We start from the raw sequence: 24,721 nt of genomic DNA, 5'->3' as shown, positions 1-24,721 counted from the left end.
CTACATTGCCGAAACCGAAAGCCTTTAGGTTTCTGTTCCGCCCCTGCTTCCCGCCTGCCGCAGAAGGGCTCCTCCCCGCATGCCTGTGACCCCCAAGAGCTCCGAGATCCCCCGGCGGGGAACCGGGCCGGCCGCCGGGCCGCCCACCCTCCGCCGTGCCACGCTCGGCACCTCGGACATCGTCTTCTTCGTCGTCTCGGCCGCCGCCCCGCTCACCGTCATGGCCGGCGTCGCCCCGCTGGCCATCATGCTCGGCGGCGTCGGCGCCCCGGCCGGCTACCTGATGGCGGGCGTCACGCTCGCCGTGTTCGCCGTCGGTTTCACCGCCATGACCCGGTACGTCCGCCACGGCGGCGGTTTCTACGCGTACATCACCCGGGGCCTCGGCCGCCCGGTCGGCATGGGCGCCGCGCTGCTCGCCCTGATCGGCTACAACGGCATGGAGATCGGGGTCTACGGCCTGCTCGCCAGCGCCACCCAGGACACCGTCACGTCTCTGTGGGGCGCCGACATACCGTGGCTCCCGGTGTCCCTCGCCGGCCTCCTGCTGGTCTGGTACCTCGGCCACCGGTCGATCGACTTCGGCGCGAAGGTCCTGGGCGTCCTGCTCCTCGCCGAGACCGGCATCCTGGTCCTGCTGGCCGGCGGCGTCCTGCTGGAGGGCGGCGCCCACGGCCTGTCCGCCGACGCGTTCACGCCCGGCAACATCGCCGGCCCCGGCATGGTCGCCGTCCTCGCCATGGCCTTCGCCGCGTTCACCGGCTTCGAGTCCACGGCCATCTACCGCCGCGAGGCCCGCGATCCCGCCCGCACGATCCCGCGCGCCACCTACACGGCCGTCGCGTTCCTCGGTCTCTTCTACGCCTTCATCGTCTGGACGGTCATCCAGGCGTACGGCTCCGACCAGGTCGTGCAGGCCGCCACCGACGACACCGGTGGCCTGTTCTTCACCGCCATCACCACATACGTGGGCAGCTGGGCGGCCGACCTCATGCACGTCCTCATCGTCTCCAGCGTGATCGCGTCCCTCCTCGCCTTCCACAACGCCATCAACCGCTACGGGCTCTCCCTCGCGGAGGAAGGCGTCCTGCCCGCCGCGCTCGGCAGGGTCCACCCCCGCCACCGCTCACCGCACGTCGCCGGCGCCGCGCAGACCGCCCTCGGCCTGGTCGTGGTCCTCGGCTTCGCCCTGGCCGGGGCGGACCCGTACACCGAGCTGCTGCTGTGGGTGAACACCCCCGGCATGATCGGGCTGATGGCGCTGCAGCTGCTGGCCGCCGTAGCCGTGCCCTTCTTCTTCCGGCGCGCCGGCCACACCGAGAACATCTGGCGCACCACCGTCGCCCCGGCCGTCGCCGCCGTACTGCTCGCCGTCGCGCTGTGGCTGGTGGCGACGAACGTGGAGCTGTTCACCGGGGCGGGCACGGGCGTCAACATCACGCTCGTCGCGATCGTGCCCGCCGTCTTCCTCGCGGGCGTCGCCCTCGCCCTGCGCCTGCGCCGCAGCAGGCCCCGGCTGTACGCCGGATTCGCCGCAGAACCGAACGAGTAGGGAAGCAGAACACCATGCCTGTAGCCGACCTCATCCTCACCGGCGCCCGCGTCCGCACCCTCGACCGCACCCGCCCCGAGGCCACCGCCGTGGTCGTCAAGGACGGGCTGATCGTCGCCGTCGGCGGCGAACCGGACGTGCGGGACTGGCGGGGAGCGGGCACCGAGACCGCCGACCTGACCGGCGCCACGCTCACCCCCGGCCTCGTCGACAGTCACAGCCACCCGGTGTGGGGCCTGGAGAGGTCCACCGGGCTCGACCTCTCCGCCGTACGCGACCTCGACGCGCTCCGCGCCGCCCTGGCCGGCGCCGAGCGGCACGACGGCTGGATCGTCGCCTGGGGCCTGGACCACAACGCCTTCGGCGGCCGGCCCGTCGACCGGACCCTGATCGAGGACGCCGTACCCGGCGCCCCCGTCTTCATCCGGCTGTACGACGGACACTCGGCCCTGGTCAGCGGCGCCGCGCTGCGGGCCGCCGGCATCACAGGCCCCCGCTCCTTCGCGCAGCGCTCGGAGATCGTCTGCGACGCCGACGGCCGCCCCACCGGGCACCTGATCGAGCACGCCGCCATGGAGCTCGTCGACGCCGTGGCGCCCAGGCCGTCGTACACCGAACGCCGCGCCCGCCTCGGGGAGCTGCTCTCGGCGATGGCCGCGACCGGTCTGACCGGCGCCCACGTGATGGACCTGGGCGGCGACTGTCTCGACCTGCTGGCCGCCGTCGAGGAGACCGGGGACCTTCCGCTACGGCTCCTCCTCGCCCCGTGGTGCATGCCGGGCGCGACCGCCGCCGACCTCGACGAGCTCGTCGCCCTGCAGCAGGCGTCCGGCCGCCTCTGGCGCGTCGGCGGCGTCAAGTTCTTCATGGACGGCACGGTCGAGGGCGGCACCGCCTGGCTGGAGCACGCCGACTGCCACGGCCAGGGCACCGAGGCGTTCTGGCCGGACCCGGCGGCGTACACCGAAGCCGTACGCCACCTCCACACGGCGGGGGTGCGCACGGCCACCCACGCCATCGGGGACGCCGCCGTCCGGCATGTCCTGGACACCGTCGAGTCGCTCGGCGCGAGCGGCCGGCTGCGCCACCGTGTCGAGCACATCGAGACCGTCCCCGAGGACCAGATCGCCCGCTTCGCGCGGCTCGGCGTGATCGCCTCGATGCAGCCCCCCCACACCGCGTACACCCGCGCCGACCACACGGACGAGTGGTCGAAGCGGCTCGGCGACGAGCGGGCGGCCCGGGCCTGGCGCTGCCGCGACCTGCGGGACGCGGGCGCCGTGCTCGCCCTCGGCTCCGACTGGCCCATCGCCGCCTACGACGCCCGCCAGGTCCTGGCCACCGCGCGCTCCCCGCGCGGCGCCGCCGAGGCCGGGCGTTCGCTGACCGGGCTGATGTCCCTGGAGGGCTGCACCACGCACGCGGCGGTGGCGGCGGGCGAGCAGGCCGTTTCCGGCCGCATCGCACCGGGACTGCGGGCGGACCTGACGGCCTTCACCGTCGACCCGGTCGAGGCTCCCGCCGACGAGGTGGCGCAGGCGCCCGTACGCCTCACCGTGGCCGGTGGACGGATCACGCACCGGGGCTGAGGCGCGGCGGGGCCGGCCCTGCCCGTGTCCCGCGCCGCCGCCGGGTCGGCGGCGGCCCGTACGAGCCGGCGGCGGCTACTGAGCGCGCAGCGGCCACGGCCGGCGGCCGGTCCGCGGCCGGGACGCGTCCTCGGCGACGACCTTCGGCAGGCGGTTCGGCAGCGCCCCGTACCAGGTGCAGCTGAGGGCGTAGCCGAAGGCGAGGCAGATCAGGCCGCCGACCGCGTCCAGCCAGAAGTGGTTGGCGGTGGCGACGATCACGACCAGGGTCAGCGTCGGATAGAGCAGCCCGAGGACCTTGGCCCAGGGCACCGAGGCCAGGGCGAAGATCGTCACGCCGCACCACAGGGACCAGCCGATGTGCATCGAGGGCATCGCGGCGTACTGGTTCGACATGTTCTTGAAGTTGCCCGAGGCCATCGAGCCCCAGGTCTGGTGCACCAGGACGGTGTCGATGAAGCCGTGCCCGTTCATCAGGCGCGGCGGCGCGAGAGGATACAGGTAGTAACCGAGCAGGGCGATTCCCGTAGTCGCGAACAGGACCAGGCGGGTCGCGGCGTAACGGCCGGGATGGCAGCGGAAGAGCCAGACCAGCACGCCGATCGTGACGACGAAGTGCAGGGTCGCGTAGTAGTAGTTCATCGACACGATCAGCCATGTCACCGAGTTGACGGCGCGGTTGACGCTCTCCTCGAACGCTGTGCCCATGCTCTGCTCGGCCTGCCAGATCCAGTCCGCGTTGCGCAGGGCGGCCGCCTTCTGCTCCGGCACGGCGTTGCGGATCAGCGAGTACGTCCAGTAACTCACCGCGATCAGCAGGATCTCGAACCAGATGCGCGGGTGGCGCGGGGAACGCAGCCTCTTCAGAGCAGCGGACCGTGCGGAAGGCTGCTCCTGTTGCTCCTCGTCCACGACGGGTGAGGGGTCGGTGGCCGTCCGGCCTTCCAGAGTCTTCACGGTCGCGTCACCCATGGGGAGAGAGTCTGCCAGATGAGCACCACCCTTCCGATCATCCTCCGGTCGGGTGACGCATGCACGTGCTGCGCGCTATGGGCGGGGGCCCGATGCGGTTGAACCGCGTACTACCAGCTCGGGCATGAAGACGAACTCGCTGTGCGGTGCCGGTGTGCCGCCGACCTCTTCGAGGAGCGTACGGACGGCGGCCTGCCCCATCGCCGTCACCGGCTGCCTGATGGTCGTCAGGGGAGGGTCCGTGAACGCTATGAGAGGCGAATCGTCGAAGCCGACCACCGAGATGTCGCGCGGTACGTCGAGACCCAGGCGGCGGGCGGCGCGGATCGCCCCGAGCGCCATCATGTCGCTGGCGCACACGATCGCCGTGCATCCCCGCTCGATCAGGGCCGAGGCGGCGGCCTGGCCGCCTTCCAGCGTGTAGAGCGAGTGCTGGATCAGCTCCTCCGCCTGCTCGGGGCCGAGGCCGAGCCGCTCCTGCATCGCGGCGCGGAAGCCCTCGATCTTGCGGAGTACGGGAACGAACCGCTTCGGGCCGACGGCCAGGCCGATACCGGTGTGGCCCAGCGACGCCAGGTGCGTGACCGCGAGCCGCATCGCGGCGCGGTCGTCGGGGGAGATGAAGGGCGCCTGGACCTTCGGCGAGAAGCCGTTGACCAGGACGAAGGGGACACCCTGGGCGCGCAGCTGCTCGTAGCGCTGCATGTCCGCCGTGGTGTCCGCGTGGAGCCCGGAGACGAAGATGATGCCGGAGACCCCGCGGTCCACGAGCATCTCGGTGAGCTCGTCCTCGGTGGAGCCGCCGGGGGTCTGGGTCGCGAGGACCGGGGTGTATCCCTGACGCGTCAGACCCTGGCCGATGACCTGGGCCAGGGCCGGGAAGATCGGGTTCTCGAGCTCGGGGGTTATGAGGCCGACCAGTCCCGCGCTGCGCCGGCGCAGGCGCACGGGGCGCTCGTATCCGAGGACGTCGAGCGCGGCAAGTACGGATTCGCGGGTGGCCGCGGCTACCCCGGGCTTGCCGTTGAGTACGCGGCTGACCGTCGCTTCACTGACCCCCGCCTGGGCTGCGATGTCGGCAAGCCGTGCGGTCATGGGAGTGGACTGTACCGGGCGCATGTCAGATTGCCCACCAAGCGCACGAATCGGCCGGGAGGGTGACGATGGCGCCGTCCTCGGCGGGCGCCTCGGAGGCCAGCAGCAGACGCCCGGGGGTGGGAAGTCCGGCCGGCCGGGGCGTGGTGTTGAGGGTGCAGACGAAGCCGGGGCGGCTGAACATGAGCAGCCCGTCCGGATAGCCCCCCGGGGGCTGCTCCCAGGTCATCGGCCCGTCGCCCAGGCCCGGCAGCTCGCGCCGCAGGGCGAGCGCCGAGCGGTACAGCTCCAGGGTGGAGTGCGGGTCGCCGGTCTGGGCCTCGACCGTGAGCGATTTCCAGGCCTCGGGCTGCGGCAGCCAGGACGGGGCGGCGCCCTGGGGCGAGAAGCCGTACGGCGGCACGTCGCCCGACCAGGGCATCGGGACCCTCGATCCGTCGCGCAGGCCGTCCTGGCCGTCGGTGCGGAAGAAGGACGGGTCCTGGCGGACCTCGTCGGGCAGGTCGGTGACCTCCGGCAGGCCCAGCTCCTCGCCCTGGTAGAGGTACGCCGAACCGGGCAGCGCCAGCATCAGCAGCGCGGCGGCGCGGGCCCGGCGCAGCCCCAGGGTCTCGTCCCCGCCGCCGTAACGGGTGAGGTGGCGGACCACGTCGTGGTTGGACAGGACCCAGGTGGTGGGGGCGCCCACCAGGGCGGTCGCGGCGAGTGACGTCTGGATCACCGCGCGCATGGCCTGCGCGTCCCACGGACAGTTCAGGAACTGGAAGTTGAACGCCTGGTGCAGCTCGTCGGGGCGCACGTACAGGGCCAGGCGCTCGGGGGAGGGGGCCCATGCCTCGGCGACGCCGACGCGCTCGCCGTCGTACGAGTCCAGCAGCCTGCGCCAGGAGCGGTGGATGTCGTGGACGCCGTCCTGGTCGAAGAAGGGCAGCACCTGGGAGCCGATCATCTTGGCCTGCTCCCGGGCGCCGATGTCGGGCAGGCCCTCCGCCTTGACCATGCCGTGGGCGACGTCGACGCGGAAGCCGTCCACGCCCAGGCCCAGCCAGAAGCGCAGGATCGACTCGAACTCCTCGTGGACCTCGGGGCTGTGCCAGTTCAGGTCCGGCTGCTGGGGCGCGAAGAGGTGCAGGTACCAGTCGCCGTCGGGGGTGCGGGTCCAGGCGGGTCCGCCGAAGACCGACTCCCAGTCGTTCGGCGGCAGTTCCCCGGCGTCGCCCCGCCCGGGATGGAAGTGGTAGCGGTCGCGGGCCGGGCCGCCCTGCCGGTCGGCCAGGGCGGCCCGGAACCAGGCGTGCTGGTCGGAGGTGTGGTTCGGGACGATGTCGACGATCACCCGCAGGCCCAGGTCGTGGGCGGCGTTGATCAGTTCGGCGGCGTCGTCGAGGGTGCCGAACAGCGGGTCGACGGTGCGGTAGTCGGCCACGTCGTAGCCGCCGTCGGCCTGGGGCGAGGCGTAGAAGGGGGTCAGCCAGAGCGCGTCGGCGCCCAGCGCCGCCACGTGGGGCAGGCGCTCGCGGATGCCGCGCAGGTCGCCGATGCCGTCGCCGTCGCTGTCGGCGAAGGAGCGCACGTACACCTGGTAGATGACGGCGTCGCGCCACCAGCCGCGCTCCGGGGCCGGCCGGGTGGGTGCGAGCTCCTGCGTCATGAAAGGTCCCTCTCGTACGGGGCGGGCCTGGCCTTGGTCGGTCACTACGAGATCAACGCGGACGCACCTTGAAAGTAACAGGGCTGCAAGTCCTTGCGGTAGTGCTTGCAGGGTCGGCGGCAGGCCCGATAACCCGGGCGCGCGCCCGCTGACAAGGGGTTCGACGGCAACCGTGAGGACACGCCGATGTAACGATCGGCTGCCCTTGCGGAAAATCTTCGCAAGCTCTTTCGGACTTCTTTCATCCTTGTTACGTTCCTCGACGACCCGGCGCCGCGACGGAGCGGTTCGGCAGTTGAAGGAGTTCAGATGCGACGTGGCATAACGGCCACCGCCCTGGTCGCGACCCTGGCGCTCGCGGCGACCGCATGCGGCGGAGACAGCGGTGAAACCGGTGACAAGAAGGCTTCGGGCAAGCTGTCCGGCACCGTCACCTGGTGGGACACCTCCACCGTCGGCAGCGAGGACAAGGTCTTCAAGAAGCTGGCGGAAGGCTTCGAGAAGAAGCACCCGGGCGTCGACGTCAAGTACGTCAACGTTCCGTTCGGTGAGGCGCAGAACAAGTTCAAGAACGCCGCCCAGTCCGGCTCCGGAGCCCCCGACGTGATCCGCTCCGAGGTCGCCTGGACCCCCGAGTTCGCGGACCTCGGCTACCTCGCCCCGCTGGACGGCACCGCCGCCCTCAAGGACGGCAAGGACTTCCTGGCGCAGGCCGCGGCCAGCACGAAGTACCAGGGCAAGACCTACGCGGTGCCGCAGGTCATCGACTCCATGGGTCTCTTCTACAACGAGAAGATCTTCAAGGACGCCGGCGTCGAGGTGCCCAAGACCATCGCCGAGCTGAAGACCGTCTCGAAGAAGATCAAGGACAAGACCGGCAAGACCGGCCTCTACCTCCGCGGCGACGACGCGTACTGGTTCCTCTCCTTCCTGTACGGCGAGGGCGGCGACCTGGTCGACGCCAAGAGCAAGAGCGTCACGGTCGACCAGGAGCCCGGCGTCAAGGCGCTGAAGGTCGTGAAGGACCTGGTCGACTCCGGCGCCGCCAAGACGGACGCCACCGACGGCTGGGAGAACATGCAGTCGGCGTTCAAGGACGGCAAGGTCGCGATGATGATCAACGGCCCGTGGGCCGTCGCCGACACCTTCGCCGGCAAGGAGTTCAAGGACAAGGCCAACCTGGGCATCACCACCGTCCCGGCCGGCAGCAAGAGCCAGGGCGCCCCGCAGGGCGGCCACAACCTCGCCGTCTACGCGGGCTCCAAGAACCTGGACGCCTCGTACGCCTTCAGCGAGTACATGACCTCCGCCGAGAGCCAGGCGCTGGTCGCCAAGGAGCTGAGCCTGCTCCCCACCCGTACCTCGGTCTACTCCCAGCCGGGCGTCTCGGACAACCAGATCGTCGGCTTCTTCAAGCCGGTCGTCGACAAGGCCGTCGAGCGCCCCTGGATCCCGGAGACCGGCAGCCTCTTCGCGCCGCTGGTGACCGAGTACACCAAGGTCCTCACCGGCCAGACCGCCCCGGAGAAGGGCGCCAAGGCCACCGGCGACCAGTACCGCAAGCTCCTCAAGGGCTGGAAGTAACAGGAAGGCAGGCCGACTGATGGCTGTCCACACCAGCCAGTCGGTGGCGAAGGCCGCGGGCGACGACGTCGCCCGCGGCCCCAGCCGCGGTGCTGGTACAACGCCGGGCCCGTTCCGGCGCGCGCTCTCGACCCACTGGTACGCCTGGACGATGGTCGCCCCGGTCGTCGCCGTGATCGGCGTGATCATCGGGTATCCGCTGTTCCGCGGCATCTACCTGTCGATGACCGACGCCAACGAGCGCAACGTCGAGCGCAGCATCGGCGTCAACCACATGCCCGCGACGTACGAATTCGTGGGCCTGGACAACTACGCCGACGCGCTCACCGGCGACCAGTTCCTCGGCACCCTCGGCTGGACCCTGGTGTGGACGGTCTCCTGCGTCAGCGTCACGTTCCTGCTGGGCCTCGGCCTCGCGAACATCCTCAACCGCAGGATCGCGGGCCGCTCGGTCTACCGCCTGATGCTGATCCTGCCGTGGGCCATTCCCGGCTTCGTCTCCGTCTTCGCCTGGCGCTTCCTCTACAACGAGGACCGCGGCTTCCTGAACCGGATCCTGGCCGGCGGCGGCATCGACGCGGTGCCGTGGCTCAACGACCCGACGATGGCGAAGATCTCGGTCATCGCCGTCAACGTCTGGCTCGGCGTGCCGTTCATGATGGTCGCCCTCCTCGGCGGCCTGCAGTCCATCGACAGCGCCCAGTACGAGGCCGCCGAGATGGACGGCGCCAACGCCTGGCAGCGCTTCCGGCACATCACGCTGCCCGGCCTGCGGCCCGTCAGCGCCACCGTGATCCTGCTGAGCACGATCTGGACCTTCAACATGTTCCCGGTGATCTTCCTGCTCACCCGCGGCGGACCCGGCGAAGCCACCCAGATCCTGGTCACCCAGGCGTTCAAGTTCTCCTTCGAGATCAGCCCCCGCGACTTCGCGCAGTCCTCCACCTGGGGCGTACTGATCCTGGTCCTCCTGATGCTCTTCGCCGCGGTCTACCGGCGAGTGCTCCGCAAGCAGGGAGATGTCTGGTGACCACTTACACCGACGCCCAAGTCCCTCCCGGCAGCAAGGTCGCCGTGGCACCCGCCACGACGAACGCCCCGCTGCGCGGCCGGCGTTCCCCGCTGGCCTCGGTCGGGCTGCACGCCACGCTCGTCGTCGCGTCCGTGATCGCCGTGTTCCCCGTGCTGTGGGTCCTGCTGACCTCGCTCAAGCCGCCGGCGTACGCGACCAGCACCGACTTCTTCAAGGACACGACGCTCACCAACTACACGAACCTCCTGAGCGACACCCCGTTCCTGACCTGGTTCGCCAACTCGCTGCTCGTCGCCGGCCTGACCACCGTCATCGGTGTCTTCGTCGCCGCCACGACCGGCTACGCCGTGAGCCGCTTCCGGTTCCCCGGCAAGCGCGGGCTGATGTGGACCCTGCTCATCACGCAGATGTTCCCCGTCGCGGTCCTGATCGTGCCGATCTACAACATCATGTCGAGCATGGGCCTGCTCAACCAGCCGGTCGGCCTGGTGATCACGTACCTCACGATCGCCGTGCCGTTCTGCGCCTGGATGATGAAGGGCTTCTTCGACACCATCCCGCGCGAGATCGACGAATCGGGCCAGGTCGACGGCCTCACCCCGTTCGGCACCTTCTGGCGGCTGATCCTGCCGCTCGCCAAGCCCGGCATCGCGGTGACCGCGTTCTACTCCTTCGTCACCGCCTGGGGCGAGGTGGCGTACGCCTCCGCCTTCATGGTCGGCGACGAGAACCTGACCCTCGCGGGCGGCCTCCAGAAGTTCGTCAACCAGTACGGCGCCCAGTGGGGGCCGATGGCCGCCGCTTCCGTGCTCATCGCCGTCCCGGCCGCGCTGGTCTTCCTCTTCGCCCAGCGCCACCTGGTGACCGGTGTCTCCGCCGGAGCCGTCAAGGGCTGACCGCCCGCCTCGCACACGTCTGCGGCGCCGGGCCGCGCACCAGGACCCGGCGCCGCTCCCACCCCATGACTTCCAGGGACGACATGACCCAGCACCTCGCTGCTCCCACCGCCCCCACCAGTGCCGCCGCCTTCGGCAACGAGCGCACCGGCTGGTGGCGCGACGCGGTGATCTACCAGGTCTATCCGCGCAGCTTCGCCGACGGCAACGGCGACGGCATGGGCGATCTCGAAGGAGTACGCCGCCGCCTGCCGTACCTGCGGGACCTCGGCGTCGACGCTGTCTGGCTCAGCCCCTTCTACGCCTCGCCGCAGGCCGACGCCGGCTACGACGTCGCCGACTACCGGGCCATCGACCCCATGTTCGGCACCCTGCTCGACGCCGACGCCCTGATCCGCGACGCCCACGACCTGGGCCTGCGGATCATCGTCGACCTGGTGCCCAACCACTCCTCCGACCAGCACGAGTGGTTCAAGCGCGCCCTCAAGGAGGGCCCCGGCTCCGCTCTGCGCGAGCGCTACCACTTCCGGCCGGGCAAGGGCGACGACGGCGAACTCCCGCCGAACGACTGGGAGTCCATCTTCGGCGGGCCCGCCTGGACCCGTACGGCGAACCCGGACGGCACGCCCGGCGACTGGTACCTGCACCTGTTCGCGCCCGAGCAGCCCGACTTCAACTGGGAGCACCCGGCCGTCGCCGACGAGTTCCGCTCCATCCTGCGCTTCTGGCTCGACATGGGCGTCGACGGCTTCCGCATCGACGTGGCGCACGGCCTGGTCAAGGCCGAAGGACTGCCGGACCTCGGCAGCCACGACCAGCTGAAGCTGCTCGGCAACGACGTCATGCCCTTCTTCGACCAGGACGGCGTGCACGAGATCTACCGCTCCTGGCGGCGCATCCTCGACGAGTACCCGGGCGAGCGCATCGGCGTGGCCGAGGCGTGGACGCCGACGGTGGAGCGCACGGCCAACTACGTGCGCCCCGACGAGCTGCACCAGGCGTTCAACTTCCAGTACCTCGGTACGGAGTGGGACGCCGCCGCGCTGCGCGAGGTCATCGACGTGTCGCTGGCCGCGATGCGGCCCGTCGGCGCGCCCGCGACCTGGGTGCTGTCCAACCACGATGTGACCCGGCACGCGACCCGGTTCGCCAACCCGCCCGGTCTCGGCACCCAGATCCGCACCCCGGGCGACCGCGAACTCGGCCTGCGCCGGGCCCGCGCGGCGACGCTGCTGATGCTGGCGCTGCCCGGTTCGGCGTACGTCTACCAGGGCGAGGAGCTCGGGCTGCCGGACGTCACCGACCTGCCCGACGAGGCCCGCCAGGACCCGTCCTTCTTCCGCGCGGAGGGCCAGGACGGCTTCCGTGACGGGTGCCGGGTGCCGATCCCGTGGACGGCCACCGGGCCGTCCCACGGCTTCGGCGCGGGCGGCAGCTGGCTGCCGCAGCCGGCCGGCTGGGGCGAGCTGAGCGTCGAGACGCAGAGCGGCGACCCGGGCTCGACCCTGGAGCTCTACCGGTCCGCGCTCGCCGTACGCCGCGACCACCCCGGTCTCGGCGCGGGCACCGAGGTGGCGTGGCTGGACGCGCCGCAGGGCGTGGTGGCCTTCGCCCGCGAGGGCTTCGTCTGCACGGTCAACACCACGGGTGCGGCGATCCGCGTCCCCGCGCCCGGCCGCGTGCTGCTGGCCAGCGGCGAAGTCGCGTACGACGAGGGCGACTTCGATCTGCCCGCCGACACCACGGTGTGGTGGACGGTGTGACCGTCCCCGCGCCGCGGCTGGCGCACATCGCGGAGCACGCCTCCGTCAGTGAGGCCACCGTGAGCCGGGTGCTGAACGGCAAGCCGGGCGTCGCGGACACCACGCGCCAGCGGGTGCTCGCGGCGCTCGACGTCCTCGGGTACGAACGCCCCGTACGGCTGCGGCGGCGCAGCGCGGGCCTGATCGGCCTGGTGACGCCGGAGCTGACCAACCCGATCTTCCCGGCGTTCGCCCAGGTCGTCGAGCAGGTCCTGGCGGCGCACGGCTACACGCCGGTGCTCTGCACCCAGCTGCCGGGCGGAGTGACCGAGGACGAACTCGTCGAACAGCTGGTGGAGCGCGGGGTGGGCGGCATCGTCTTCCTCTCCGGGCTGCACGCCGACCTCTCGACCGACCCCGCGCGGTACGCCGACCTGGCGGCGCGCGGGGTCCCGTTCGTCCTCATCAACGGCTACAACGAGGCGATCAGCGCGCCGTTCGTCTCACCGGACGACCACGCGGCGATGCGGATGGCCGTCGGTCACCTCGCCGAACTCGGCCACGAGCGGATCGGCCTCGCGGTCGGCCCGCAGCGGTACGTCCCGTCGCGCCGCAAGCGGGAGGGCTTCGTCGACGCGCTCGGCAGCACGCTGCGCATGACCGCGGGCGAGGCAGAACTCCTCGTCCAGCACACCCTGTTCAGCGTCGAGGGCGGCCAGGTCGCGGCCGGCGCGCTGCTCGACAAGGGGTGCACGGGCATCGTCTGCGGCAGCGACATGATGGCGCTCGGCGTGGTGCGGGCCGCGCGCGAGCGCGGCCTGGAGGTCCCGGACGACCTGTCGGTGGTGGGCTTCGACGACTCCCAGCTGATCGCCTTCACCAACCCGCCCCTGACCACCGTGCGCCAGCCGGTGCAGGCGATGGCGACCGCCGCGGTCGGCGCGCTGCTGGAGGAGCTGGGCGGCAGCCCGGTCCAGCGCACGGAGTACGTGTTCCAGCCGGAACTGGTCGTGCGCGACTCGACGGCTCCGGCGCGGCCCCGGGCGTAACGGGCCCCGGCGACGGCACGGGCACGGCGCGTGCGGGTGTCGGGTGCCGGTGCGGACGTGGCACCGGCCCGGCCGGTCGGGCGCGTGGGGCCCGGGCGTGCCCGGACCCCCGGCCGGCCGGGCCGGAGTAGGGGAGAAGGTAGCAGAGCCGCAACTGCTTGCGAAAGGGCTTGCAGAGCGGAAACTGCCAGGTTTCCCGCAGGTAAGCGGGATGCGTCACAAGGGTTGACCCCGCTGGTCAGGGCTCGTACGGTCTGCTCCGCGGCAGGGTTTCATTTCTTGCTGCAAGAACCTTCAAGCCTTGAGGGCAAGGCGCGTTGCCGCGCGAGGCTGCACCGTCGCACCCGCACCTCCCCCCATGCAGGAGGAACCAATGGCTCGCAGACCCTTCTCTGCCGCGCTCGCCCTCGCCCTCGCCGCCGGTACGGCCGTCCTGGCGGCGCCCGCCTCGCCCGCGCAGGCCGCCCCGCCCGGAACCAAGGACGTCACCGCGGTCCTCTTCGAGTGGAAGTTCGACTCGGTCGCCAAGGAGTGCACGCGGACCCTCGGACCGGCCGGTTACGGCTTCGTCCAGGTGTCCCCTCCGCAGGAGCACATCCAGGGCGGCCAGTGGTGGACCTCCTACCAGCCCGTCAGCTACAAGATCGCGGGGCGGCTCGGTGACCGCGCGGCGTTCGCGAACATGGTCGGCGCCTGCCACGCGGCGGGCGTGAAGGTCGTCGCCGACAGCGTCATCAACCACATGGCGGCCGGCAACGGGACCGGCACCGGCGGCTCGTCGTACGAGAAGTACACCTACCCCGGTGTGTACTCCGGCGCCGACCTCGACGACTGCCGCTCCCAGATATCCAACTACGGCGACCGGGCGAACGTCCAGAACTGCGAACTCGTCGGGCTCGCCGACCTGGACACGGGTGAGGACTACGTGCGCGGCCGGATCGCGGCGTACCTGAACGACCTGCTCTCGCTGGGCGTCGACGGCTTCCGGATCGACGCGGCCAAGCACATGCCGGCCGCGGACCTCGCCAACATCAAGTCCCGGCTGAACAACCCGGGCGTGTACTGGAAGCACGAGGCCATCCACGGCGCCGGCGAGGCGGTCTCGCCGAGCGAGTACCTGGGCTCGGGCGACGTGCAGGAGTTCCGCTACGGCCGGGGCCTCAAGCAGGTCTTCAACAACGAGAACCTCGCGAACCTCAAGAACTACGGCGAGGGCTGGGGCTTCATGGAGAGCGGCAAGTCGGCCGTCTTCGTGGACAACCACGACACCGAGCGCGGCGGCGACACCCTCAACTACAAGGACGGCGCCCACTACACGCTGGCGAGCGTCTTCATGCTGGCCTGGCCGTACGGCTCGCCGGACGTCCACTCCGGCTACGAGTTCACCAGCCACGACGCCGGACCGCCCAACGGCGGAACAGTGAACGCCTGTTACAGCGACGGGTGGAAGTGCCAGCACGACTGGACCGAGATCAAGAGCATGGTGGGCTTGCGGAACGCGGCGCGCGGTCAGGGCGTCACGAACTGGTGGGACAACGGGGGCGACCAGATCGCCTTCGGCCGCGGCGACAAGGCGTACGTCGCCATCAACCACGAGGGCTCCTCGCTCACCCGCACCTTCCAGACCTCGCTGGCGGCCGGCACCTACTGCAACGTCCAGAACAACACCGCCGTGACGGTCGACGGCTCCGGCCGGTTCACCGCCACCCTCGGCGCCCACACCGCCGTCGCGCTGCACGTGAACGCCAAGACCTGCGGCAGCGGCACGACCCCGGTCTCGGCCGGCGCCTCGTTCCACGTCAACGCCACCACCACGCCCGGCCAGAACATCTACGTCACCGGCGATCAGACCGCGCTCGGCAACTGGAACACCGCGGCTGCGATCAAGCTGGACCCGGCGAGCTACCCGGTGTGGAAGCTCGACGTCGCACTGCCCGCCGGCACGGCCTTCGCGTACAAGTACCTCCGCAAGGACGCCGCCGGCAACGTCACCTGGGAGAGCGGCGCCAACCGCAGCGCCACCGTCCCCGCGAGCGGCAAGGTCACGCTGAGCGACACCTGGCGCGACTGACCCCGTCCCCTTCTCCGTTCCGCCCGTACCACCGAGGAGTTCCCGCTGTGATACGCCCGCCCCTGCGAAGAGCGGCCGTCGGCGTCGTGAGCGTGGCGCTGTGCGCCGCGCTCGCGCCGGCCGTACCGGCCGCCGCCGCCAAGCCCCCCGCGCCGCCTTCGGACAAGGCACTCGCCGCCCAGCCCGCGCGGCACGACCTGACCCGCGAGCAGTTCTACTTCGTACTGCCCGACCGGTTCGCGAACGGCGACGCGGCGAACGACAGGGGCGGGCTCACCGGCTCACGCCTCGAAACGGGCTACGACCCCACCGACAAGGGCTTCTACCAGGGCGGCGACCTCAAGGGCCTCACCCGGAAGCTCGACTACATCAAGAACCTCGGCACCACCTCCATCTGGATGGCGCCGATCTTCAAGAACAAGCCCGTGCAGGGAACCGGCAAGGACGCCTCCGCCGGCTACCACGGCTACTGGATCACCGACTTCACCCAGGTCGACCCCCACTTCGGCACCAACGCCGACCTGGAGAAGCTGATCGACAAGGCCCACGACAAGGGCATGAAGGTCTTCTTCGACGTCATCACCAACCACACCGCCGACACCGTCGACTACGCCGAGAAGAAGTACGGCTACCGCCCCAAGGGCGCCTACCCGTACCTCGACGGGAACGGGCGCCCCTTCGACGACCGCGCGGGCGTCGCGCACGTCGACGCGGACGCCTATCCCTACACGCCGAAGACGCGCGAGGGCGAGAAGAAGGTCCCGGCCTGGCTCAACGACCCGACGATGTACCACAACCGGGGCGACTCGACCTTCGCGGGAGAGAGCTCCGAGTACGGTGACTTCTCCGGCCTCGACGACCTGTGGACCGAGCGTCCCGAGGTCGTGGACGGCATGGCGGAGATCTACCAGAAGTGGGTCCGCGACTTCGACATCGACGGCTTCCGCATCGACACGGTCAAGCACGTCGACCTGCACTTCTGGACCCAGTGGGCGGCCGCCCTCGACGCGTACGCGAAGAAGCGCGGCCGGGACGACTTCTTCATGTTCGGCGAGGTCTACTCCGCCGACACCGAGGTCACCTCGCCCTATGTGACGCGCGGCCGACTCGACTCGACCCTCGACTTCCCGCTCCAGGACGCGACCCGTTCGTACGCCTCCCAGGGCGGGCCCGCCACCCGGCTGGCCAAGGTCTTCGCCGAGGACTACCGCTACACCACCGACAAGGCCAACGCCTACGGTCAGGTCTCCTTCACGGGCAACCACGACATGGGCCGCATCGGGACCTTCCTCAAGCAGGACAACCCCGACGCCGGTGACGCGGAGCTGCTGAAGCGCGCGCGTCTCGCCAACGAGCTGATGTTCCTCTCGCGGGGCAACCCGGTCGTCTACTACGGTGACGAGCAGGGCTTCACGGGCGCCGGCGGCGACAAGGACGCCCGCCAGACCCTCTTCGCGTCGAAGACCGCGGACTACCTCGACGACGACCAGCTCGGCACGGACCGTACGCACGCCTCCGACGCGTACGACACCACGCACCCCGTCTACCGGTCGATCGCCGCGCTCTCGAAGCTGACGAAGGCCCACCCCGCACTGCGCGACGGCGCCCAGCGGGAGCTGCACGCCGAAGGCCCCGTGTACGCCTTCTCGCGCACCGACGCCGAGCGCGCCACGGAGTACGTCGTCGCCACCAACAACAGCGCCGGGCCGAAGTCCGTCGAACTGACGGTGGCCACCGCCGGCGCCGACTTCCGCCCCCTGTACGGCGCTTCGGAAGCGGCACGCAGCGACGACAGCCGCAAGCTGACCGTCACCGTGCCCGCGCTGTCGTCCGTCGTATTCCGCGCGGCCGAGCCCCTCCCCGCCCCGGCCGCCCGGCCGGCCATAGCCCTGAAGGCACCGGCGGCGGGCGCCACCGGAACCGTCGAGATCGGCGCGGACGTCGACGGCGGGCAACTGAACCGCGTCGTCTTCGCCGCCCAGACCGGCACCGGCAAGTGGCGCACCCTCGGCACCGCCGACCACGCCCCGTACAAGGTCACCCAGTACCTGGGCCGCGACGTGAAGGCCGGCACCACCCTGCGCTACAAGGCGGTCGTGGTGGACCGCGCCGGGCGCACCGCGAGCGCCCTCGCGTCGACGACCGCCGGCCAGGCCCCCGCCCCGGACCGGCCCACGGCCGTCGAGCGGGACCACGCCGTCGTCCACTACCAGCGACCCGACGGCGACTACGACGGCTGGCAGCTCAAGGCCGGTGACAAGACGGCCGCGTTCACGGGCCGCGACGCCTACGGCGCCTTCGCCTGGATCAAGCTCCCCGCCGGCGCCTCGTCCCTCCCGTACACCGTCGAGAAGAACGGCACGGCGGACGGCCCCGAGCGCACCGTCGACCTCGGGAGGACCGGCGAGGTCTGGATCGAGCAGGGCAAGGACGGCCAGGCCGTCAAGGCCCCCGACGGCGCGTACCCGCCCCAGGACAAGAGCAAGGCCGTACTGCACTACCAGCGCGCCGACGGCGACTACGACGGCTGGGGCCTGCACACCTGGACCGGCGCCAAGGACCCGACGGACTGGGCCAAGCCGCTGATGCCGGTGAAGAAGGACGCGTACGGCGTGACCTTCGAGGTCCCGCTCGCCGCCGGCGCCACATCGCTCAGCTACATCCTGCACAAGGGCGACGAGAAGGACCTCCCGAGCGACCAGTCCCTCGACCTCGCCACCTTCGGGCACGAGGTGTGGATGCTCGCCGGGCAGCCGAAGTACCTGCTGCCGCAGAGCGCCGGGGCCACCTCCCTCGACCTGGGCAAGGCCGAGGCGCAGTGGATCGACAAGGACACGGTCGTCTGGAAGGTCAAGGCCACCGAGGCCACCAGCCAGCAGCTCGTGTACGCCCGTGACGGCGGCATCTCCGTCGTCGACGGGGCCCTCTCCGACGAGGGGCGCTGGCTGCGGCTCACCCCCTCCGCCCTCACCGACGCCCAGAAGGCGAAGTACCCGCACCTCAAGGACCACCCGGCGTTCACCGTCGACCCGCGCGACCGGGACCGGGTGCGCGAGTCGCTGCGCGGTCAGATCATCGCCACCCAGCGGGCCGCGAACGGCGCCCTGCTCGCCGCCACCGGGGTGCAGCTGCCCGGCGTACTGGACGACACCTACAGCGCCGGGGCCACCAAGGCGTCACTCGGCCCCGTGTTCCGCAAGGGCCGTCCCACCCTCTCTCTCTGGGCCCCCACCGCCCAGCACGTCACCCTCGAACTCGACGGCCGCAGCGTCCCCATGCGGCGCGACGACCGCACCGGCGTCTGGTCGGTCGCCGGCGCCACCTCCTGGACGGGCAAGCCGTACCGGTACGCGGTCAAGGTCTGGGCGCCCGGTGTCCAGAAGCTCGTCACCAACAAGGTGACCGACCCCTACTCCACCGCGCTGACCGCCGACTCGGCCCGCAGCCTCGTCGTCGACCTCACCGACCCGAAGCTGGCCCCCAAGGGCTGGTCGACGCTCAGGAAGCCGGCCGCGACCCCGCTGCGCGACGCGCAGATCCAGGAGCTGCACGTCAGGGACTTCTCGATCGCCGACCGCACCGCGAAGCACCCGGGGGAGTACCTCGCCTTCACCGACCGCGGCTCGAAGGGCATGAAGCACCTCGACAAGCTGGCGAAGGCCGGCACCTCCTACGTCCACCTCCTCCCCGTCTTCGACATCGGCACCATTCCCGAGAAGAAGACCGACCAGCAGCGCCCCGCCTGCGACCTCTCTGTGTACGCCCCCGACTCCGAGGAGCAGCAGGCGTGCGTGGCCACGGCGGCGGCGAAGGACGCGTACAACTGGGGCTACGACCCGCTGCACTACACCGTCCCCGAGGGGTCGTACGCCAGTGACCCCGACGGCACCCGCCGCACGGTCGAGTTCCGGCAGATGGTCAAGGGCCTGAACGACTCGGGCCTGCGCACGGTCATGGACGTCGTCTACAACCACACGGTCGCCGCCGGCCAGGCGGACAAGTCCGTACTCGACAAGATCGTCCCGGGGTACTACCAGCGGCTGCTGGCCGACGGCAGCGTGGCCACCTCCACCTGCTGCGCCAACACCGCGCCGGAGAACGCCATGATGGGCAAGCTCGTCGTGGACTCCGTCGTCACCTGGGCCAGGGACTACAAGGTCGACGGCTTCCGCTTCGACCTCATGGGCCACCACCCGAAGGCGAACATGCTGGCCGTCCGCAAGGCACTGGACGAGCTGACCGTCGCTCGCGACGGCGTCGACGGCAAGAAGATCGTCCTGTACGGCGAGGGCTGGAACTTCGGCGAGATCGCCGACGACGCCCGCTTCGAGCAGGCCACCCAGAAGAACATGGCCGGCACGGGCATCGCCACCTTCTCCGATCGCGCCCGTGACGCGGTGCGCGGCGGCGGGCCCTTCGACGAGGACCCGGGCGTCCAGGGCTTCGCCTCCGGCCTCTACACCGACCCCAACTCCTCGGCCCCGAACGGCACCGAGGCCGAGCAGAAGGCCCGCCTCCTGCACTACCAGGACCTGATCAAGGTGGGCCTGACCGGCAACCTGGCGGCGTACACCTTCACCGACACCGCAGGCCGTACGGTCAAGGGCTCCGAGGTCGACTACAACGGCGCACCCGCCGGATACGCGGCGGCCCCCGGCGACGCCCTCGCCTACGCCGACGCCCACGACAACGAGACCCTCTACGACGCCCTCGCCTTCAAGCTGCCGCGCGCCACCCCGGCGGCGGACCGCGCGCGCATGCAGGTCCTGGCCATGGCGACGGCGGCGCTCTCGCAGGGCCCGGCGCTGTCCCAGTCGGGCACCGACCTCCTGCGGTCCAAGTCGCTGGACCGCAACTCCTACGACAGCGGTGACTGGTTCAACGCGATCCACTGGGACTGCGCCGCCGGCAACGGCTTCGGCCGGGGCCTGCCGCCCGCCGCCGACAACAAGAGCAAGTGGTCCTTCTCCAGGCCCCTGCTGACCACCCCGGCGCTGACCCCGGACTGCGAGGACATCGAGGGCGCGTCGGCGGCGTACCAGGACCTGCTGAAGATCCGTACGACGGAGAAGACCTTCAGCCTCACGTCGGCGGACCAGGTGCAGAAGGCGGTCTCCTTCCCCCTGTCGGGCAAGGAGGAGACACCCGGCGTGATCACCATGCGCGCCGGCGACCTGGTCGTGGTCTTCAACGCGACCCCGACGCGGCAGGAACAGCAGGTCACCGGCCTCGCGGACACGCCGTACGCGCTGCACCCGGTGCAGGCGGCCGGCGCGGACACGACGGTCAGGAAGTCGACGTACGACCCGGCCACAGGCACCTTCACGGTCCCGGCCAGATCCGTCGCCGTCTTCACCAAGAAGTAAGGAGGGCCTGCACGGGCCGGGGGTCTGCCCCCGGCCCGTGCAGGGGCGGGGGCCCGGCGTCAGAGCCGCCGCTCCAGCAGCGTCACCCCGTACGAATTCCCGCCCGGGCCCCCGTCCTTGGCCGGCTGCTCGCCCACCACCCGGTAGCCCGCCGCCTCGTAGTACGTCCGCAGCCGGGGGTTCGACGTCAGGCAGTCGAGCCGGGCCAGCTCGCGCCCGGCCTCCGCGATCCGCCGCTCCGCCCGGGCGAGCAGCGCGCGGCCCAGCCCCGGCGGCGCGGCGGCGCGGTCGGTCATCAGGCGGTGCACGTACCCCGCGACCGGCGGCTGCACCCCCCAGGCGGGCTCGTCGTCCCACCACAGCTCGTACGCCCCGACCGGCACCCCGCCCGCCTCGGCCAGCCACACCTCCCCCTCCTTCGCCCGCAGCCGGAAGTGCTCCTCGTCCTTGCCGCCCGGCTGCCACTGCGCGATGCCCCGGCTCCGCATCCAGCGGGCCGCCCCGTCGTGCAGGGCGACCAGCCGGGCGAGGTCCGCGCCGTCCTCCGCGTCCGCCCTGCGGAAGCGCACGTGTGTCGTCATGCGGATCACCGTAAGGGTGGCCGGGACGCGTGAAACCCCGCCGACGTACGCGACCTGGAGGCGTCGTACGTCAAGCGCCGAGTGACCAAGGGGTACGGGGGAATCCGTACCGTATGACTCTCACCGACGCCGCACAGCGGCGGCCCGGCAAGTCCCCGCGCCGCACCGGCCTGCCCGGCTGGGCCAAGGTGGCGGGCGTCCTCGCGGTCGTGGTGGCGCTGCTGTTCGCGGGGAGCAGGCTCAGCCTGCTGCCGGGCTTCGACGACTTCTTCGGCGAGGAGACCCACGACCGGTCCGGTCCGGCCCTCCTGAAGTCCATCCAGGACATGAGCCGTTACGAGGCGGCGTCCGGCAACTTCCAGGTCGTCGTCGACCTGGAGAAGGACGCCAAGTTCCTCCCCGACGCCGTGCGCGGCACCCGCACGCTGTTCGTCGGCGCCGGCACGGTGGGCGCGTACGTCGACCTCGGCAAGGTGGGGGAGGGGCAGGTCACCGTGAACGAGGACCGCACCGCGGCCACCCTGCGCCTGCCGCACGCGCGGCTCGGCAAGCCGGCACTGGACCCGGACCGTTCGTACGCCGTGTCCAAGGAACGCGGCCTGCTCGACCGGCTCGGGGACCTCTTCTCCGACAACCCGGCCGACGAGCGCGCCGTCAACCGCCTCGCCGCCCGTCACATCGGGGAGGCCGCCGAGGAGAGCGAGCTGACCGCACGCGCCGAGAAGAACACCACCAGCATGCTCCAGGGCCTGCTGCGCTCACTCGGCTTCAAGGACGTCACCGTCCACTACGGGGACGCGGGCCGCTGACCGGGCACGGCCTCCGGCGCCGCCCCGGGCGTCAGCGCGGCGAGCCGCACGATCAGGTCCGCGAACAGCCCGTCGGCCGGCTCCAGGGCGAGGATGTCCAGCAGGACGCGGGCCATCTCCTCGTCGTACGCCGCGCTCACCGCCGCCAGGGCCGCGAAGTCGTGCACCAGCTGGAGCTCCAGCTCGGCGCGCGGGATCGCCCGCCCGTCCAGCCAGATCAGTGCCGTCGACTCCGCGAGCGACACCCACGACCGGACGACCATCGCCAGCCGGGCCGGCGGTTCGGTGATGCCGAGGTGCGCGAGGATCTGCTCGTACGCAGCCTGGCGCACCTCGTCGATCATGGCGTTCGTCGTCGACGAACCGACCGCGGGGCCGCCGCGCATCAGCGCGGAGAAGCCGGGGCCGTGGTCGTCGACGAAGTCGAAGAAGCGGCCCATCACCCGCAACAGCCGTACGCCCAGCGGCCCCTCGCGCGGCTCGACGAACCGCCCGGCGAGCTCGTCGGCCGCCCGCCGCAGAGCGGCCTCGTACAGGCTCTGCTTGCCGGGGAAGTAGTGGTACACGAGCGGCCGCGAGATGCCCGCGGCGGCCGCTATCTCGTCGATCGACACGTCTTCGGGCGAGCGGTGGCTGAACAGCTCCAGTGCGACGCTGATCAGCTGCTGCCTGCGTTCCTCGACGCCCATTCTTCGGCGCACCCCGGTCGTCATACGAGCAGCGTAGCCGCCGCCGACGGTCACATATCCAGGACCAGGCGCTCTCCGTACGCCCGGGAGACGCAGATCAGCATCGAGTCGTCGCGCTCCGCGTCGGTCAGCAGCTCGTCGCGGTGATCGATGTCGCCCTCCAGGACGCGCTGTTGGCACGTACCGCAGAAGCCCTGCTCGCAGGAGTACGAGACGTTCGGGACCTCGGGGCGGACGGCGGCCAGGACCGTGCCGTCGGCCGGGACGGTCACGGTGCGGCCGGTGCGGCGCAGTTCGACCTCGAAGGCCCCGCCGACGGCGGGGGCGCCCGGCGCGAAGCGCTCCACGTGCAGGGTGCAGCCGGCCGGGAGAGCCTCGGTGACGGCGGCCATCAGGGGCTCGGGGCCGCAGCAGTAGACGGCGGTGCCCTCGGCGGCGCCGGCGAGGGCGGCCGCCACGTCGGGCAGACCGGACTCGTCCTCGGCGACGATCGTCACGCGCTCCGGCGCGGCCAGCTTCCCGATCGCGTCGAGGTACGGCATCGAGGAGCGGCAGCGGCCGCCGTACACGAGCTTCCAGTCCGCCCCGGCGGCCTCGGCGGCCCGCAGCATGGGCAGGACGGGGGTGATGCCGATGCCGCCCGCGACGAAGACGTAGGCGGGGGCGTCGGTGAGCGGGAAGCGGTTGCGGGGGCCGCGGATCTCCACCTCCGTGCCCTCGTGGAGCTGTTCGTGCACCTCGCGTGAGCCGCCCCTGCCGTCCTCGACGAGGCGGGTGGCGAGGGTGTACGTGCCGCGGTCGGCCGGATCGCCGCACAGCGAGTACTGGCGCACCAGGCCGGAGGGCAGGACCAGGTCGACGTGCGCGCCGGGGGCCCAGGCGGGGAGGTCCGCCGTGTCCAGTGCCTCCAGGTGGAGCTCGACGACACCGTCGGCCGGTGCGGTGCGGCCGGTGACGAGCAGGCGCAGGGCGGCGGGGGAGCGGGCGGCGCGGGTGCCGGAGACGGGGTTGTCCAGGGCGGGCATCGGCCACAGCGGGGAGCGCCGGATGCGGCGGCGCAGGGCCCGCCGGGCCAGCAGGGCGGCGCCCGTGGCCAGGACGATCGTGCGGACGCGGGGCATCTCAGGCACCTCCGGTGGGGGCGGTCCGGCCGGTGGCGGCCGGGGAGTTCGCGAGGTAGGCGACGGCCTGGGCGGTGCTGGCCTCCTGCGAGGGGTGGTACGTACGGCTGAGGTAGCGGGGCACGGAGCGGATGATGTCCCCGGTCGCGGGCAGCACGCCCTCGCGGCCGCGGCGTACGAGGTCCCGGACGGTGGCCCTGCCCTCCAGGAGGGTCGGGTCGTTCTCCATGAAGAACCGCGAGCCGCGCTGCCAGAGGAAGACCAGCGCCGTGAACGCGGTCGCCCAGGTCCTGACGCGGCGCCGGTAGCCCCCGTCGACGTGCATGAAGAGCTCGAAGGCGACCGAGCGGTGCTCGACCTCCTCCGCTCCGTGCCAGCGCAGCAGGTCGAGCATGGTGGGGTCGGCGCCGCGCCGGTCGAGTTCGCCGGCGTTGAGCACCCAGTCGCCGAGGAACGCGGTGTAGTGCTCGATGGCGGCGATGATCGCGACCCGTTCCATCAGCCACCACTTCCGGGCCCTGCCGGGCGGCAGGGTGCGGTCGCCGAGGAGCTTCTCGAAGAGCCAGTCGACCTGCGCGGTGTACGGAGTCGGGTCCAGCCCGAGTTTCTTCAGGTGCGGCAGCACGTCGTCGTGGGCCTGGGAGTGCACGGCCTCCTGGCCGATGAAGCCGATGACGTCCTCGCGCAGGCGCGCGTCGCGGATGTACGGCAGCACCTGCTTGTAGACGTGCACGAACCAGCGCTCGCCGGCCGGGAGCAGCAGGTGCAGCACGTTGATGGTGTGCGTGGTGAACGGGTCGCCCGGGACCCAGTGGAGCGGGGTGCCGTCCCACGCGAAGGCCACCTTGCGGGCCTTGAGCGCGGTCCGCTCGGACTCGATCGCGGCCGGTGCGGGCCGCCCCTGCTGCGTATTAGACATGG

17 protein-coding genes are annotated in these 24,721 nt (G+C 71.4%); 10 read left to right on the top strand and 7 right to left on the bottom strand.

Annotated features, from left to right (window positions below; translation table 11 throughout):
- Positions 1-79: 79 nt before the first annotated feature.
- Together IE185_RS02545 and IE185_RS02540 are read left to right on the top strand one after the other, a co-directional pair.
- Positions 80-1,552 (top strand): APC family permease, encoded by a 1,473-nt coding sequence (locus tag IE185_RS02545; protein WP_138896770.1) that lies wholly within the window; start codon positions 80-82, stop codon positions 1,550-1,552.
- A 14-nt stretch (positions 1,553-1,566) separates the two neighbouring features.
- A complete protein-coding gene (locus IE185_RS02540; RefSeq protein ID WP_138896771.1) occupies positions 1,567-3,141 on the top strand; it encodes an amidohydrolase in 1,575 nt (524 codons plus the stop codon).
- A 75-nt stretch (positions 3,142-3,216) separates the two neighbouring features.
- Here the strand turns inward: IE185_RS02540 and IE185_RS02535 are convergent, their stop codons facing one another.
- The 3 genes from IE185_RS02535 to IE185_RS02525 form a co-directional block, all read right to left on the bottom strand.
- A complete protein-coding gene (locus tag IE185_RS02535; RefSeq protein WP_138896772.1) occupies positions 3,217-4,113 on the bottom strand; it encodes a phosphatase PAP2 family protein in 897 nt (298 codons plus the stop codon).
- Between the two features lie 75 nt (positions 4,114-4,188).
- Positions 4,189-5,208, bottom strand: coding sequence for a LacI family DNA-binding transcriptional regulator (locus tag IE185_RS02530; protein ID WP_138896773.1), 1,020 nt, complete (start codon positions 5,206-5,208; stop codon positions 4,189-4,191).
- 25 nt (positions 5,209-5,233) lie between these two features.
- Positions 5,234-6,859 carry a glycoside hydrolase family 13 protein gene (locus IE185_RS02525; RefSeq protein WP_189714505.1) on the bottom strand — a complete coding sequence of 542 codons (1,626 nt, stop codon included), beginning with the start codon at positions 6,857-6,859 and terminating at the stop codon, positions 5,234-5,236.
- Between the two features lie 309 nt (positions 6,860-7,168).
- Between IE185_RS02525 and IE185_RS02520 the strand changes: the two genes are divergently transcribed.
- The 7 genes from IE185_RS02520 (at position 7,169) to pulA (ending at position 20,600) form a co-directional block, all read left to right on the top strand.
- Positions 7,169-8,443, top strand: coding sequence for an extracellular solute-binding protein (locus tag IE185_RS02520; protein ID WP_138895653.1), 1,275 nt, complete (start codon positions 7,169-7,171; stop codon positions 8,441-8,443).
- Positions 8,444-8,462: 19 nt separating this feature from the next.
- Complete coding sequence (locus IE185_RS02515; protein ID WP_138895652.1) at positions 8,463-9,473, top strand: carbohydrate ABC transporter permease; 1,011 nt, start codon at positions 8,463-8,465, stop codon at positions 9,471-9,473.
- Between the two features lie 44 nt (positions 9,474-9,517).
- Entirely contained in the window at positions 9,518-10,372 is an 855-nt protein-coding gene (locus IE185_RS02510) for a sugar ABC transporter permease (RefSeq protein WP_138895656.1), read from the top strand.
- 83 nt (positions 10,373-10,455) lie between these two features.
- Complete coding sequence (locus IE185_RS02505) at positions 10,456-12,135, top strand: glycoside hydrolase family 13 protein (RefSeq protein ID WP_138895651.1); 1,680 nt, start codon at positions 10,456-10,458, stop codon at positions 12,133-12,135.
- On the top strand, positions 12,120-13,163 hold the full coding sequence (locus tag IE185_RS02500; protein WP_189714503.1) for a LacI family DNA-binding transcriptional regulator: 1,044 nt from the start codon (positions 12,120-12,122) through the stop codon (positions 13,161-13,163). The genes IE185_RS02505 and IE185_RS02500 overlap by 16 nt, the downstream gene beginning before the upstream one ends.
- Before the next feature lie 373 nt (positions 13,164-13,536).
- On the top strand, positions 13,537-15,234 hold the full coding sequence (locus IE185_RS02495; RefSeq protein WP_138895650.1) for a carbohydrate-binding module family 20 domain-containing protein: 1,698 nt from the start codon (positions 13,537-13,539) through the stop codon (positions 15,232-15,234).
- A 47-nt stretch (positions 15,235-15,281) separates the two neighbouring features.
- Positions 15,282-20,600 carry a pullulanase-type alpha-1,6-glucosidase gene (gene pulA / locus IE185_RS02490; protein ID WP_373303674.1) on the top strand — a complete coding sequence of 1,773 codons (5,319 nt, stop codon included), beginning with the start codon at positions 15,282-15,284 and terminating at the stop codon, positions 20,598-20,600.
- 59 nt (positions 20,601-20,659) lie between these two features.
- On the opposite strand, the gene IE185_RS02485 is transcribed toward pulA, so the two are convergent.
- Positions 20,660-21,181: a GNAT family N-acetyltransferase gene (locus IE185_RS02485; RefSeq protein ID WP_189714501.1), complete on the bottom strand. Its 522-nt coding sequence runs from the start codon at positions 21,179-21,181 to the stop codon at positions 20,660-20,662.
- Between the two features lie 113 nt (positions 21,182-21,294).
- Here IE185_RS02485 and IE185_RS02480 point away from each other — a divergent pair, with 113 nt between their 5' ends.
- Positions 21,295-21,990, top strand: coding sequence for a DUF4230 domain-containing protein (locus tag IE185_RS02480; RefSeq protein WP_138899167.1), 696 nt, complete (start codon positions 21,295-21,297; stop codon positions 21,988-21,990).
- On the opposite strand, the gene IE185_RS02475 is transcribed toward IE185_RS02480, so the two are convergent.
- Genes IE185_RS02475 through IE185_RS02465 form a run of 3 tightly spaced genes read right to left on the bottom strand, consistent with a single transcriptional unit; the run spans position 21,969 to position 24,719 of the window.
- Complete coding sequence (locus IE185_RS02475) at positions 21,969-22,703, bottom strand: TetR/AcrR family transcriptional regulator (protein ID WP_138899168.1); 735 nt, start codon at positions 22,701-22,703, stop codon at positions 21,969-21,971. The genes IE185_RS02480 and IE185_RS02475 overlap by 22 nt on opposite strands.
- A 26-nt stretch (positions 22,704-22,729) precedes the next feature.
- Positions 22,730-23,800: a PDR/VanB family oxidoreductase gene (locus tag IE185_RS02470; RefSeq protein ID WP_189714499.1), complete on the bottom strand. Its 1,071-nt coding sequence runs from the start codon at positions 23,798-23,800 to the stop codon at positions 22,730-22,732.
- A 1-nt stretch (position 23,801) separates the two neighbouring features.
- Positions 23,802-24,719, bottom strand: coding sequence for a metal-dependent hydrolase (locus IE185_RS02465; protein ID WP_138899635.1), 918 nt, complete (start codon positions 24,717-24,719; stop codon positions 23,802-23,804).
- Positions 24,720-24,721 lie beyond the last annotated feature (2 nt).

The organism is Streptomyces chryseus (assembly GCF_014650755.1).
Taxonomy (GTDB): Bacteria; Actinomycetota; Actinomycetes; order Streptomycetales; family Streptomycetaceae; genus Streptomyces; species Streptomyces chryseus.
The sequence above is the reverse complement of the archived record's forward strand: the minus strand, read 5'-3'. Positions and strand labels throughout refer to the sequence as shown.

Bases quoted from the DNA above. Each gene is read 5' to 3' on its own strand.
- IE185_RS02545 (WP_138896770.1), top strand. From the start codon at position 80: ATGCCTGTGACCCCCAAGAGCTCCGAGATCCCCCGGCGGGGAACCGGG.
- IE185_RS02540 (WP_138896771.1), top strand. From the start codon at position 1,567: ATGCCTGTAGCCGACCTCATCCTCACCGGCGCCCGCGTCCGCACCCTC.
- IE185_RS02535 (WP_138896772.1), bottom strand. From the start codon at position 4,113: ATGGGTGACGCGACCGTGAAGACTCTGGAAGGCCGGACGGCCACCGAC.
- IE185_RS02530 (WP_138896773.1), bottom strand. From the start codon at position 5,208: ATGACCGCACGGCTTGCCGACATCGCAGCCCAGGCGGGGGTCAGTGAA.
- IE185_RS02525 (WP_189714505.1), bottom strand. From the start codon at position 6,859: ATGACGCAGGAGCTCGCACCCACCCGGCCGGCCCCGGAGCGCGGCTGG.
- IE185_RS02520 (WP_138895653.1), top strand. From the start codon at position 7,169: ATGCGACGTGGCATAACGGCCACCGCCCTGGTCGCGACCCTGGCGCTC.
- IE185_RS02515 (WP_138895652.1), top strand. From the start codon at position 8,463: ATGGCTGTCCACACCAGCCAGTCGGTGGCGAAGGCCGCGGGCGACGAC.
- IE185_RS02505 (WP_138895651.1), top strand. From the start codon at position 10,456: ATGACCCAGCACCTCGCTGCTCCCACCGCCCCCACCAGTGCCGCCGCC.
- IE185_RS02495 (WP_138895650.1), top strand. From the start codon at position 13,537: ATGGCTCGCAGACCCTTCTCTGCCGCGCTCGCCCTCGCCCTCGCCGCC.
- IE185_RS02485 (WP_189714501.1), bottom strand. From the start codon at position 21,181: ATGACGACACACGTGCGCTTCCGCAGGGCGGACGCGGAGGACGGCGCG.
- IE185_RS02480 (WP_138899167.1), top strand. From the start codon at position 21,295: ATGACTCTCACCGACGCCGCACAGCGGCGGCCCGGCAAGTCCCCGCGC.
- IE185_RS02475 (WP_138899168.1), bottom strand. From the start codon at position 22,703: ATGACGACCGGGGTGCGCCGAAGAATGGGCGTCGAGGAACGCAGGCAG.
- IE185_RS02470 (WP_189714499.1), bottom strand. From the start codon at position 23,800: ATGCCCCGCGTCCGCACGATCGTCCTGGCCACGGGCGCCGCCCTGCTG.
- IE185_RS02465 (WP_138899635.1), bottom strand. From the start codon at position 24,719: ATGTCTAATACGCAGCAGGGGCGGCCCGCACCGGCCGCGATCGAGTCC.